Below are 12931 nucleotides of genomic sequence, written 5' to 3'. Positions count from 1 at the left end.
TTTGTCGATGAAAAAGTACACTGTCTATATAGCCTTAACCGTTATCGGAACCTTAATAAGCTGCCGAGAGGAAGTTCAGAAACCAAAAGTAAGCTACGATGTTTCAAATAAAGTAAGCATCGCGAAAACGGATACTACTCAAATTGAAATCGCCGATCTGCCAATTCAGATGGAAGGAACCGATTATCTGATTCATCCCGTAGGAGATTTAAGGGTTTTTGAGAGAGGTTCAAAAGCACGTTACGGATCTTCAAGTGTAAACGATGTTAGTTTTACGATTTCTAATTTAGGAGAGTATGAAATCACAGGTTATCTGCAGAATTTGAAATTTCAAAAAACCGATTCTGATTCTATTCGTCCTTTGTCTGATAAACCTATTTTAATTTTAACAGCTACGTATTTAAAGACCGTGGCTGATAAAACCCATAATAATGTTATGGTGTATACCCTGACCGATTCCGATACAAATAAAGACGGGAAAATTGATACCAGCGATATTAAAACATTGTACTTAAGTGATATCAGCGGAGAAAATTTCACAAAAGTTTCGGCTGATCTGGAAGAGTTGGTTGACTGGAATTTAATTGAATCTAAAAATCGTTTGTATTTCAGAACAATTGAAGATACCAACCAAAACGGACAGTTTGATAAAAACGATGTCCTGCATTATAACTATATAGATTTAGCTTCGAAAAAGTGGGAAGTGAAAAGCTATAAGCCGATCTAAGGTACTAAGGTGCTGAGAAGCTAAGGTTCTAAGGTTTTCCAATCTTTGGCATAAAAAAGCCTGTTGAAAATATAATTTTTCAACAGGCTTTTTTCTATTCTCGAATTAAAAAAAAACTTTTAATCTTTGTAATCTGTGGCAAAAAAAACTTAGAACCTTAGCTTCTCAGAACCTCAGGACCTTTATATTAATATATCACTTTCTAAATCTGATTTTTCGATCTCGAAACCAAAATCAAGACGTTCGACCAGTTCAATCACCAGTTTTTTGTACCAGTTTTCCGATTTGGGGTGAATGTATATTTTTTCAATCAGCTGATTAATATCCACATTGATTTTTATACCGTCATTTAACTTGATGTCACTTTTAGAAGTGTCAGTCAGAATGCGGACTTCACGTTCGTACTGAAAGCTTTTTCTTTTAAATAAAAAGGGAAAGAACAAATCGTCGAACGGAATGTATTCTTTTTTATAATCGATATAGTTGACTTCACCTATATACTGGTCAAAATTATTTTCGGGTTTTACGGCTTTCTGCAGTCTGCCAATAGTAGACTGAATGGCTAATCCTTCGTGGTTTTTGGTAAAAATCTGCCACATGGCAAAAGATTCATATTCATTAATATGCCAGCTGCTGATCGCTACTTTTTCACGCTGTATTTTATAGTAATTTAAAAATTCAGGATTGCCTTCTGCGAGTTTTTTAATTTCCTCATAAGTAGGTTCACTGAAGGTGCCTTCATACTGGTCTTCAAACTTGTCAGACCTGGACATGAATAATTTTTTTGAAAGCAGTAAATCCAGAAATTTAGATAAGTCAAGGTATTTCCAGACTACGGTATCAGGATTGTCCGGCAGTTTAATGTTAGGATTGTTAAGATACATTCTGAGGAATAATTAATTAACTAACCTAAAGTTATAAAAATAAACACAGATTAAAGAAATTAAACTGAGTTTTAATATTTCCTTAATCTGTGCTTTTATTTGATTATGAAGAAGTCTCTTTACGATTCAAAAGACTGCATGGTAACTAGTCTGTTGTAAGTACCGTTATGGGCAATTAATTCGTCGTGAGTACCCTGTTCTACGATTTTTCCTTTCTGCATCACCACAATCACATCTGCTTTTTGGATAGTAGAAAGACGGTGGGCAATTACAATTGAAGTCCTGTTCTGCATCATGTTTTCAAGCGCTACCTGAACAAATTTTTCGCTTTCGGTATCCAGTGCCGATGTGGCTTCGTCCAGAATCATAATTGGAGGGTTTTTCAGTACAGCTCTGGCAATTGATAAACGTTGTTTCTGTCCGCCTGATAATTTATTTCCGCTGTCACCAATGTTGGTGTAAATTCCTAAAGGAAGATCTTTTACAAACTCATAGGCATTGGCTATTTTTAACGCTTCAATAATCTCGTCGTCAGTGGCGTCCAGTTTTCCTAAAGCAATATTGGCTTTAATCGTATCATTAAACAAAATACTGTCTTGCGTTACCAGTCCCATTAAACCGCGAAGTGAATGCAGGTTCATATCTTTTATATCGATTCCGTCTATTAAAATAGATCCCTCGTTTACATCATAAAAACGGGTAAGTAAATTGGCAATGGTACTTTTTCCACTTCCGGACTGTCCTACAAGAGCTACGGTTTGTCCTTTTTTAATATTCAGAGAGAAATCTTTTAATACATTTTCCTCTTCATATTTAAAGTTGATATGCTGAACGCTTATATTGTTATCAAAAGTTGATTTTTCAATTGCGTTGGGTTTGGAAGTTATAGTGTTTTCCTGGTCTAATACTTCTAAAACACGTTCTGCTGCCGCGTTTCCTCTTTTTACACCGTAAGAAGCTTTGGAAATGGCTTTTGCAGGAGTCAGAATATTATACGCTAGTCCCATATAGGCTATAAAGGCAGCACCATCTAAAGTTTTATCAATTAAAACCATTTGTCCTCCGTACCAAAGTAATACAGCAATTACAGTAATTCCCATAAATTCACTGGCCGGGGAAGCTAAATTCTGTCGGTTACCAATTGTATTTGACAAGTTAAAAAATCGTTCGGTTGAATTTTTAAAAACACCGTTAAAGTAGTTTTCAGCATTATAACCTTTTACGACTTTCAATCCGCCAATGGTTTCTTCAATAGTAGATAAAAAAGTTCCCTGCTCTTCCTGTGCTTTGCTGGATTGTTTTTTCAGCTGTTTCCCAATTAAAGAAATAATGTAGCCTGAAACCGGAATGAAGATAAATACAAACAACGTTAGTTTTGCGCTGATAACCAGCATGGCAATAATGGTAAAAACAATGGTTAGAGGCTCTTTTACGATAAGTTCTAAAATAGCCAGAAATGAAGTCTGAACCTCATTTACGTCAGCAGAAATTCTGGAAATCACATCTCCTTTTCTTTTTTCAGAATAAAAAGCCAAAGGCAGTTCCAGAGTCTTTTTGTACATCGCATTTCTCATATCCCTTAAGACACCATTTCGCAAAAAGGTAATAAAAAACATGGCAAGATAATCGACAAGGTTTTTTAATAAAAAGATTGAGATGATTATGGCAACCATTACAGAAAGTACATAACCGGGACTATGTGCGTCTGTATTAGTGGTAATATAATAACTTAAATAATCTTCGGCATATTGTTTTATGTGAGTAATGCCTTCATAGACCGGTGCTACGGTATTTTTCTTGGTTTTATCAAATAAAACCTGAATCATAGGGATTAACGCCATGAAAGAAAGAGTGCTGAAAAGAGCATACAAAATATTAAAGAAGATATTTAAGAATGCGTATTTTTTATATGGGTATATAAAAGGAACTATTTTTTTAAAATTACTCATTTTTAAAGATATTGTTTTTTTTGCTTTGGTGGCGGAAAGCGTTTTTAGGACCTTCCTGTTTTTGGTTAATGGTTAAATATACTCCGGGAATGTTTGATTTATTATTATCCTGTAGTCAGTAATAAAACTATTCTGGTGATTTTTTACTGCACAAAATTAATCCAATTGGTTTGTTTTCAATTTCTTTTTGGTTTTTTTTATAAAAAAAACTCCAATTTACATGATATTGAATGTAAATCAGAGTCTTAAAGTTTGAGTTTGATCAACTGTTCATGCAGTTAAAAGAAGCATGTAAAGCGTTGATTACCCATTTTTTGCTATTTCAGCTGCATATCTGCAATGATATTTTGTATTTTTTCGTCCAGGAATCTTTCTGCGGCATCAAAATCCTGAACAGATTCTAATTCGGCATTTACGCTGATGTAGAATTTGATTTTTGGTTCTGTTCCACTTGGTCTTGCACAAATTTTAGAGCCGTCTTCTGTGTAATAAATCAATACGTTTGATTTAGGAATATCCATCGAAGATTCTTCATTGGTCAATAAATTCAATGCAGTCGATGATTGGTAATCTTCAACCATAATCACACGCTGACCGTTGATTTCTTTTAATGGATTCTGACGTAAATTAATCATCATCTGATTAATTTCTTCTAAACCTTCCATTCCTTTTTTAGTTAAAGAAACCAGATATTCTTTGTAGAAACCATTTTCAACATAAAGCTGTAAAAGTTCTTTATAGACAGAGCTTCTGGCGGCTTTTGCCTGAGCCGCAACTTCACAGATTAATAAAGTAGCCGCAACGGCATCTTTATCTCTAACGGCATCGCCAACCATGAAACCAAAACTTTCCTCACCGCCGCCAATAAACTGAAGTTCCGGGAAGTCTTTGATCATTTTAGCGATCCATTTAAACCCGGTCAAACCTACTTTGCATTCTACACCATAACTTGTTGCCAGTTCCATCATCATTGGAGTTGAAACAATAGTAGAACCCACAAACTGTTTACCGTTAATTTTGCCTGCTTTTTTCCACTGTTTTAAAAGGAAAGAAGTCATTAAAACCATGGTTTGGTTTCCGTTAAGCAAAATCATTTTACCTTCGTTGTTTCTAACAGCAACTCCTAAACGGTCACAATCAGGGTCTGTACCTACTACAATGTCTGAATTGGTTTTGTCTGCCAGGGCAAGTGCCATTGTTAAAGCTTCCGGCTCTTCAGGATTTGGAGATTTAACGGTAGGGAAGTTTCCGTCCGGAACAGCCTGTTCCGGAACAATGTGTACATTTTTATAACCTGCCTGCGATAATACGTCAGGAATTGATTTTATAGAAGTTCCGTGCAGTGACGTGAAGACAATATGCAGGTTGTCTTTGGCTTCAGCCGGAGTGTTAAAGCTGGCGTTTTCAATAGACGATTTTACAAATTCTTTGTCAATCTCAGTATCAATATACTGAATCAGGTTTTCGTTAGCATTAAATTTAATTTTATCGTAGTCCAAACTCTCGATAACTTCGATAATTTCGCCATCCTGAGGAGGTACAATCTGACCTCCGTCCTGCCAGTATACTTTGTAGCCGTTGTATTCCGGCGGGTTGTGGGAAGCAGTAAGTACGATTCCGCACTGACATCCTAAATATTTAAGCGCAAAAGAAAGTTCCGGAGTTGGTCTTAAATCCGAGAACAAATATACCTGGATCCCGTTTGCCGAGAAAACATCGGCTACCACTTTTGCCAGTGTATTGCTGTTATGACGACAGTCATAAGCGATAACCACTTTTAAAGGCTGATTAGGAAAAACTTTGTGCAGGTAATCAGATAGTCCCTGGGTGTTTTTTCCAAGTGTGTATTTATTGATTCGGTTGTTTCCAACGCCCATTACACCGCGCATTCCGCCTGTTCCAAATTCAAGGTTTTTGTAAAAACTCTCTTCCAGTTCTTTTGGCGAAGTGGTCATTAAGTCTTTAACGGCTTCTTGTGTTTCTTTATCAAATGTTGGTGTTAACCATTCGTTTACAGCATTTAAAATAGTAGGTGCTATATTCATCATTCGTATGTTTTTTATTTGTGATAATACTTTTTTCAGGAGCTTATTCCTGCTGTCCACTTTATCTTTTCCCTGCTAAAGAAGCAGGAAAAAGGATGCCGCTCCCATCAGGGCTGAGGCTTATGTTAAAAATTAACTTCCCGGGCTACTTTATACCTGGCTTCGTTGCTTTTGGTTCTCAGGATAATTTCGCCCAGAAATCCTGCCAGAAACAACTGAGTTCCCAAAATCATAGTAGTCAAGGCAATATAAAACCAAGGGTTATTAGTTACCAGATTGTACTTCATTCCGGTATACATATGGTATAATTTAGAAATGCCAATATATCCCGCAGCCAGAAATCCTATTATAAACATTAAAGAACCCATGGCACCAAATAAGTGCATTGGTCTCTTTCCAAATCTTGATAAAAACCAAATGGTAATTAAATCCAGGAATCCGTTTATAAAACGTTCCATTCCAAATTTGGTTTCACCATATTTACGGGCCTGATGAATGACCACTTTTTCACCAATTTTACCAAAACCGGCATTTTTAGCCAAAACCGGAATATAACGGTGCATTTCGCCCGAAACTTCAACGTTTTTAACGACAACGTTTTTATAGGCTTTTAAGCCGCAGTTGAAATCGTTTAACTGAACGCCGGAAGTTTTTCTGGCAGCCCAGTTGAATAGTTTTGAAGGAAGGTTTTTAGCTACGACAGAATCGTAACGCTTTTTCTTCCAGCCCGAAACTAAATCAAAATGCTGTCTGGTGATCATGTCATACAATTCCGGAATCTCATCAGGACTGTCCTGAAGATCGGCATCCATGGTAATGATAACGTCACCTTCTGCTTTGGCAAAACCGGCATGTAAAGCCTGCGACTTGCCAAAATTTTTCATAAAACGTATCCCTTTTACATTTGGGTTTTCGTTAGAAAAACGTTCTATAATGTTCCAGGAATCATCTGTACTTCCATCATCCACAAAAATGATTTCATAAGAGTAATTGTTGGACTGCATCACTTTAATAATCCAGGTATAGAGCTCCTGAAGTGATTCCTCCTCATTCAGGAGTGGTATAAGTATAGACAGATTCATTTATAAATTTATTCTTGTATGGTTTTGCTTTTGAAAAATGCAGCGAAAATTAATCCGAAAATGGAGCTTATTACAATGGCAAAGGCAGATCCTTTTAATAATTCAATTGTAGAGTAAGGATTGCTTTCTTTCATTTTGGCAATAGCTTCATTAATGGACGAAGCAGGCGCTCCAAATTTCTGCATCATACCCACCGTATATTTGATCATTATTTCACTCAAAGTATCTTTTGCAGCCGGGTCGATAACATTAAATAATAAAATATTAAAAGAAGTAGAAATTAGGATTCCGATAACAGCAGCTATAAAATAAGTGGTAAATGCCTCTTTGAAAGGAAAAACGCCATTTAACTCTTTCTTCGTTTTAGAAAGTAAAATAATACTGATCGTAATACTGATCGCTATACCTATCAGACCCATCCACCAGGCAGTAAACAAGTTTAAATCAACGGCATATATTGTTGCAGTAACCAGTGCTGATGCAATTCCAATCATTACACCATACGTAACCCCATTCTTTTTTATAACTTCATTAATCATATTTTCTATATGTTTTAAAATTAATCCACAAATATAGCAATTCCGACTATAATCGAGGAGAAAAAAAGCTTTTTGAATTTATCTAAAAAAAAGTAGGCTAACTATTTGTTTATTAAAAAAGAATTGTAAATTTGCACACTCAAAATTAATTAAAATTTTAAACAAAAAAGAGCAGGTTTCATTTACACCTTTTTCAATTCTGAAGAAGCTTCAAAATAAAAATGCTCCAAACAATAAATAAAGATAAAGATGAAAAAAGGAATTCACCCAGAAAATTACAGATTAGTTGCATTTAAAGACATGTCAAATGACGACGTTTTTATCACTAAATCTACAGCAGATACAAAAGAAACAATTGAAGTTGACGGAGTTGAGTATCCAGTTGTAAAAATGGAGATTTCCAGAACATCTCACCCTTTTTATACTGGTAAATCTAAACTTATTGATACTGCAGGACGTATTGATAAATTCAAAACTAAATATGCAAAACACGTTAAAAAATAATAACGTTGTACATTCATATAAAAGCCTTCCGCATCCGGAAGGCTTTTTTTATGGCCTCATTTTTACCAGATGTTCCCAATTACCTGCCGGGAACGACTGTTGGTTAAAAACATATTTTTAATGAAAAGCATAAATATTTGTAACTTTGGTTCCGGTAACCAAACAAATTTTAACACATTAAATTAATCTTATGAACTACATTCTTTTCGACGGTCCCGTCCGGAATGCTTTACTACCTTTTACTTTTACAAGACCTGTTGCTGATATTTTAGTCGGAATTATGACTATTCGTCAAAAGTGGGAAGCCCGCTTAGGTTCTACTATAACTACTATTACTGAAGACTATCTTTCTGCTAAATTCCCAATGGTAGAAATGGAAGAAAATGTAATGATAAACGCAGCGTATCTGCCAAATGATGCGCTTGTGGATCTGATTTCAGACCTGAAAGAGAATCAGGCTGTTTTTAATGGAGATGATGTAATAGCTTTTTTTACAACAGAAAATCAGGAAGAAGTAGATTTTGATTCTTATGAAATTATTCAATATACCGGCGACTGTCTGACTATAGAGCATACCTGGGATATTTTTTCAAAAAATGACGCTGCCATTCGTGCCGACTTTGCTTTTTTAACTGAGGACAGAAAATCACAGCCAATTCCTAAAAGTGTGAATGTTATTGCGCCTGAAAACATCTTTATTGAAGAAGGGGCAAAATTAGAGTTTGCGACTTTAAATGCTTCAACCGGACCAATATATATAGGTAAAAATGCCGAAATTATGGAAGGGACGGTAATTCGCGGACCTTTTGCTTTGTGTGAAAGTGCGATGGTAAAAATGTCAGCCAAAGTGTACGGTGCCACCACAGTTGGTCCTGGATCGAGAATTGGGGGCGAGGTTAAAAACTCAGTTCTTTTTGCGAATTCGAATAAAGGTCATGAAGGGTTTTTAGGGGATTCTGTTCTGGGGGAATGGTGCAACATTGGAGCAGATTCTAATAATTCGAACCTGAAAAATAATTATGAAGAGGTAAAACTGTGGAGTTACGAAACAGAAGGTTTTGCAAAAACAGGACTTCAGTTTTGCGGTTTAATGATGGGAGACCACAGTAAATGTGGAATTAATACCATGTTTAATACCGGAACTGTTGTTGGGGTAAGTGCTAATATTTTTGGAAGCGGGTTTCCAAGAAATTTTGTTCCGAGTTTTTCCTGGGGAGGTGCCGCAGGCTTTACAACATATGTAACCAAAAAAGCTTTTGAAACGGCAAGATTAGTAATGAGCCGAAGAAATATAGATTTCGACGAAACAGAAGCTGCAATCTTAGAACACATTTTTGAAGAAACTAAAAAATGGAGGAAAGATTAATTGGATAATTAAGCAATTTGAAAATTAAATAATTATTTGCAACCCGACAGGTTTTTAAAACCTGTCGGGTTTGTTTTTTTTGCCACAGATTAAAGGATTAAAAAGATTTTAGATAAAGAATCTGTGAAAATAATCTGTGAAATTCCTTTAATCTGTGGCTAAAATTATTTGTCAATTTTAATAAAATCCTCTTTGAGATTAAATTTCAATTCTAAACCATTACTCAGTTTTGTTTCATAACCAGAAGTTCCAATTTCTATTTTGGTTACTTTTTCTTTTGGAAAATTTGTTTTGATGTAGGAAGCAATTTTTTTCGGAATAATAGATTTTGGAATTTTATCATTTTTACCATCCACTTCTTTCCAGTTTCCTTTTTTGTCAAATTCAATTTCAAGCTGTTTGTCATATTGAACTTTGTATTCTGTAGAAAAGATTTCTTTTTCTTCTAAAATATAACTCGGTTTTTTTGAGCCAAAATGAGTTTTTAAGAAAGCTTGTGCGTTTGCCGGTAAAGCTTCTTTTTTAATTATCGTTTTTTGCGCATTTGCAGAAAGTCCAAATAGTAATCCTGCAATTACGTAAACAGTCATTTTTAATTTCGTTTTCATATTTTGCTGATTTATAAATTCTTACACAAGATAAGCTTAATATTTAGAATATAATCAAATCGGACTTGTCTAATTGACACATTTTCAAAATTATCTAATCATCAAATTGGCACATTATCTAATTAAATCTATCTTTGCAGCACGAAAAAAAAGGCAGTCGGATAAACGATTAACCAATTAAATAAAATTCACAAAAACAAATGATTACAGTTAACGATATTTCGGTTCAGTTTGGCGGGACTACACTTTTTAGCGATGTTTCTTTTGCTATTAATGAAAATGATAAAATTGCCCTTATGGGTAAAAATGGTGCAGGAAAATCTACACTTTTGAAAATAATTGCAGGAGTAAACAAGCCTTCTACCGGAAGTATCTCTGCTCCAAAAGAAGCTGTAGTGGCATACCTGCCTCAGCATTTGCTTACCGAAGACGGTGCAACGGTTATGGAAGAAGCATCAAAAGCTTTTAGTGAGATTTTTAAAATGAAAGCTGAAATAGATGAAATCAATGAGCAGTTAACGGTTCGTACCGATTATGAAAGTGATGAATACATGAAACTGATCGAAAGAGTTTCGGACTTAAGCGAGAAGTTTTATGCTATTGAAGAAGTGAATTATGAAGCTGAGGTTGAAAAGATTTTAGTTGGTTTAGGTTTTGAACGCGAAGATTTTACACGTCAGACTTCTGAGTTTTCAGGAGGATGGAGAATGCGAATCGAGCTTGCTAAAATTTTATTGAGAAAGCCAGATTTGATTCTGCTGGATGAGCCAACCAACCACATGGATATCGAAAGTATTCAATGGTTAGAAGATTTCTTATTGAATCAGGCAAAAGCAGTTGTGGTAATTTCTCACGACAGAGCCTTTGTAGATAATATTACAAACCGTACGATTGAGGTTACCATGGGAAGAATCTACGATTATAAAGCAAAATATACCCATTATTTAGAGTTAAGAAAAGATCGTCGTATTCACCAGCAGAAAGCGTATGATGAGCAGCAAAAAATGATCGCTGAAAATCGTGCTTTTATTGAGCGTTTCAAAGGAACATTCTCAAAAACAGATGCTGTTCAGTCTCGTGTAAAAATGTTGGAAAAACTGGAAATCGTTCAGGTAGATGAAGTAGATACTTCTGCATTACGTTTAAAATTCCCGCCGGCAGCGCGTTCTGGACAATATCCGGTTATTGTAAAAGAAATGTCTAAATCATACGGTGATCATGTGGTTTTTAAAGATGCCAATATCGTAATCGAACGCGGACAAAAAGTGGCATTTGTTGGAAAAAATGGGGAAGGAAAATCGACGATGATTAAGGCGATTATGAAAGAAATAGGGGTAGATTCCGGAAGTGTTGAAATTGGTCATAATGCACAAATTGGATATTTTGCCCAAAACCAGGCGGCTTTGTTAGATGAAAATGCTACTATTTTTGAAACTATCGACAGTATTGCCGTTGGAGATATCCGAACTCAGATTAAAAATATTCTGGGCGCTTTCATGTTTCAGGGAGATGATATTACCAAAAAAGTAAAAGTGCTTTCGGGAGGAGAAAAAACCCGTTTGGCCATGATTAAATTATTGCTGGAGCCTGTGAATTTATTGATTCTGGATGAGCCTTCGAACCACCTGGATATGAAAACCAAAGATATTATCAAAGATGCTTTACGTGATTTTGATGGTACTTTGATCTTAGTTTCTCACGATCGTGATTTCCTTGATGGACTGGCGACTAAAGTTTTTGAATTCGGAAACAAACGGGTAAAAGAACATTTCGAAGATGTTGCAGGTTTCCTTGCGCATAAGAAAATGGATTCTATGAGAGAGATAGAAAAGTAATTTTTTCGGCCTAAATAGTTGAAAAGGCGCAAGTTAATTCTTGCGCCTTTTTTTGTTTAGATTTTTTGATAACAGAATTTTAGTGCAATTTTTTTTACAGATCACACATTTTTTTATTATTTTAGTAATCTCATTTTGTGTTGACGGTAGGTAATTAGCTTTTAAGAATAAAAAGCAGAATACTGATTTTGAATTCATTATATAAAAATAACATTTTATCTATTTGAAGTCTATGAGTAAAATTCTACTAATTCCGATTGTTTTTTTCTTTTTCCTTTCTCCGGTTTTTTTACAGGCTCAGGTTGATGTAAACGATGGAGAAAAAAAGGAAGAAGAGATAAAATATCCGCAATACCAGCTAAAAGGACTTTTGCAGGCCAGGTATCTGGAAAGTTTTGGCGATAATGTCGATGTGCTTGGAGTTCACCATTCTACTGGTGATGTGACACAAAGTTCATTTGATATTAAAAGAATGCGTGTGGGGCTTAATACCAAGTTAAGTGAAGCTACAGAAGTAGTAATACTGGTAAATCTTGCCGATTTTAAATCAGATACCAAAGGGAAGGTTCTGGAAAATGCTTACGGAAAATATACCTTTAATAAATATATCGCCCTGACCGGAGGGCAGTTCCGTCCCGCTTTTGGTATTGAAGAGCTTGTTCCGGTCGATATCATTAAATCTTTTGATTTTTCTAATCAGTATTATGAATTTGGAAAAAACGGCTGGACCAGTTTTCAGATCGGAGCATCGGCGACCGGGGAGTTTAATCTGGGTAAAATTCCGGTAAACTATGCTTTTTCTGTTTTAAACGGGAACGGGAAAAATCAGGAAAAAGATAAAGACAATGGAAAACAGTATTCTTCAAGAGTGGTTTTGGGATTGTCTAAAGTGCATAAAATTAATCTGGGTTTAAACGGCGGTTACGGAAGGGTTTCGAAGGAAAAAGTTTTTGCCGTTGGGGCTGATATTACCAGCGATTTTAAGCTTACAGACCGTTTTACTTTTGATCTTCAGATAGAATACAAGCAGGGAACCAATCATAATTTGTATTATTCGCTTCCGGTTGAAAGCAGAACGCCCAATGTAGCCGATTACCAAATGCGGGGTATTTATTTTCTGCCAAATTTGAGGTATATGGTGAATTATAAAAAATTAACTTCTCTTGAATTATCCTGCCGCTACGAAACTTTTGATCCAAGTTATAAAGTTGATTCAAATGTCAGACAAACCTATACGCCAATGATTAGTCTTGAATTTGGAAAAAATTATACAGGAAGAATTGAGATGGGATTTGAAATTGACCGTTTTGATAAAAGTATTCCTGATAGTTCTGCGTATAATGATGAATTATTCCTGATACAATTACAGCTCCGGCTTTAATCTAAAATTTT

General features: G+C 35.3%; 11 protein-coding genes. 5 read left to right on the top strand and 6 right to left on the bottom strand.

All coding sequences use genetic code 11. The features are described from left to right. Positions 1-7 precede the first annotated feature (7 nt). Positions 8-727: a hypothetical protein gene (locus tag ACODST_RS03970; protein ID WP_488930818.1), complete on the top strand. Its 720-nt coding sequence runs from the start codon at positions 8-10 to the stop codon at positions 725-727. 182 nt (positions 728-909) lie between these two features. On the opposite strand, the gene ACODST_RS03965 is transcribed toward ACODST_RS03970, so the two are convergent. From ACODST_RS03965 to ACODST_RS03945, 5 genes are all read right to left on the bottom strand, one after another. Further along, a complete protein-coding gene (locus tag ACODST_RS03965) occupies positions 910-1611 on the bottom strand; it encodes a DUF2971 domain-containing protein (protein WP_488930817.1) in 702 nt (233 codons plus the stop codon). Between the two features lie 119 nt (positions 1612-1730). Further along, entirely contained in the window at positions 1731-3560 is a 1830-nt protein-coding gene (locus ACODST_RS03960) for an ABC transporter ATP-binding protein (protein ID WP_488930816.1), read from the bottom strand. A gap of 317 nt (positions 3561-3877) precedes the next feature. Beyond that, positions 3878-5605, bottom strand: coding sequence for a phospho-sugar mutase (locus ACODST_RS03955; protein ID WP_488931083.1), 1728 nt, complete (start codon positions 5603-5605; stop codon positions 3878-3880). A 125-nt stretch (positions 5606-5730) separates the two neighbouring features. Continuing rightward, entirely contained in the window at positions 5731-6687 is a 957-nt protein-coding gene (locus tag ACODST_RS03950) for a glycosyltransferase family 2 protein (RefSeq protein WP_488930815.1), read from the bottom strand. A gap of 8 nt (positions 6688-6695) precedes the next feature. Further along, a complete protein-coding gene (locus tag ACODST_RS03945) occupies positions 6696-7226 on the bottom strand; it encodes a DUF4199 domain-containing protein (RefSeq protein WP_488930814.1) in 531 nt (176 codons plus the stop codon). Positions 7227-7475: 249 nt separating this feature from the next. Between ACODST_RS03945 and ACODST_RS03940 the strand changes: the two genes are divergently transcribed. After that, complete coding sequence (locus tag ACODST_RS03940) at positions 7476-7730, top strand: type B 50S ribosomal protein L31 (protein WP_144338833.1); 255 nt, start codon at positions 7476-7478, stop codon at positions 7728-7730. Between the two features lie 190 nt (positions 7731-7920). Beyond that, complete coding sequence (locus ACODST_RS03935) at positions 7921-9096, top strand: GlmU family protein (protein WP_488930813.1); 1176 nt, start codon at positions 7921-7923, stop codon at positions 9094-9096. A 164-nt stretch (positions 9097-9260) separates the two neighbouring features. On the opposite strand, the gene ACODST_RS03930 is transcribed toward ACODST_RS03935, so the two are convergent. After that, the gene (locus ACODST_RS03930) at positions 9261-9704 is read right to left on the bottom strand and encodes a PepSY-like domain-containing protein (protein ID WP_488930812.1); all 444 of its coding nucleotides are present in this window, start codon (positions 9702-9704) and stop codon (positions 9261-9263) included. Between the two features lie 200 nt (positions 9705-9904). Between ACODST_RS03930 and ACODST_RS03925 the strand changes: the two genes are divergently transcribed. Further along, on the top strand, positions 9905-11539 hold the full coding sequence (locus ACODST_RS03925) for an ABC-F family ATP-binding cassette domain-containing protein (RefSeq protein WP_091497340.1): 1635 nt from the start codon (positions 9905-9907) through the stop codon (positions 11537-11539). A 232-nt stretch (positions 11540-11771) separates the two neighbouring features. Next, positions 11772-12920, top strand: a complete 1149-nt coding sequence (locus ACODST_RS03920) for a porin (RefSeq protein WP_488930811.1) — start codon at positions 11772-11774, stop codon at positions 12918-12920. The last annotated feature ends 11 nt before the right edge of the window (positions 12921-12931 follow it).

Source organism: Flavobacterium sp. FG19, assembly GCF_057809475.1.
The sequence above is the reverse complement of the archived record's forward strand: the minus strand, read 5'-3'. Positions and strand labels throughout refer to the sequence as shown.

What these genes read in the sequence shown, in the direction of transcription:
- ACODST_RS03955 (WP_488931083.1), bottom strand. Translation starts at nt 5,605, where the DNA reads ATGAATATAGCACCTACTATTTTAAATGCTGTAAACGAATGGTTAACA.
- ACODST_RS03930 (WP_488930812.1), bottom strand. Translation starts at nt 9,704, where the DNA reads ATGAAAACGAAATTAAAAATGACTGTTTACGTAATTGCAGGATTACTA.
- ACODST_RS03970 (WP_488930818.1), top strand. Translation starts at nt 8, where the DNA reads ATGAAAAAGTACACTGTCTATATAGCCTTAACCGTTATCGGAACCTTA.
- ACODST_RS03935 (WP_488930813.1), top strand. Translation starts at nt 7,921, where the DNA reads ATGAACTACATTCTTTTCGACGGTCCCGTCCGGAATGCTTTACTACCT.
- ACODST_RS03920 (WP_488930811.1), top strand. Translation starts at nt 11,772, where the DNA reads ATGAGTAAAATTCTACTAATTCCGATTGTTTTTTTCTTTTTCCTTTCT.
- ACODST_RS03940 (WP_144338833.1), top strand. Translation starts at nt 7,476, where the DNA reads ATGAAAAAAGGAATTCACCCAGAAAATTACAGATTAGTTGCATTTAAA.
- ACODST_RS03945 (WP_488930814.1), bottom strand. Translation starts at nt 7,226, where the DNA reads ATGATTAATGAAGTTATAAAAAAGAATGGGGTTACGTATGGTGTAATG.
- ACODST_RS03925 (WP_091497340.1), top strand. Translation starts at nt 9,905, where the DNA reads ATGATTACAGTTAACGATATTTCGGTTCAGTTTGGCGGGACTACACTT.
- ACODST_RS03965 (WP_488930817.1), bottom strand. Translation starts at nt 1,611, where the DNA reads ATGTATCTTAACAATCCTAACATTAAACTGCCGGACAATCCTGATACC.
- ACODST_RS03950 (WP_488930815.1), bottom strand. Translation starts at nt 6,687, where the DNA reads ATGAATCTGTCTATACTTATACCACTCCTGAATGAGGAGGAATCACTT.
- ACODST_RS03960 (WP_488930816.1), bottom strand. Translation starts at nt 3,560, where the DNA reads ATGAGTAATTTTAAAAAAATAGTTCCTTTTATATACCCATATAAAAAA.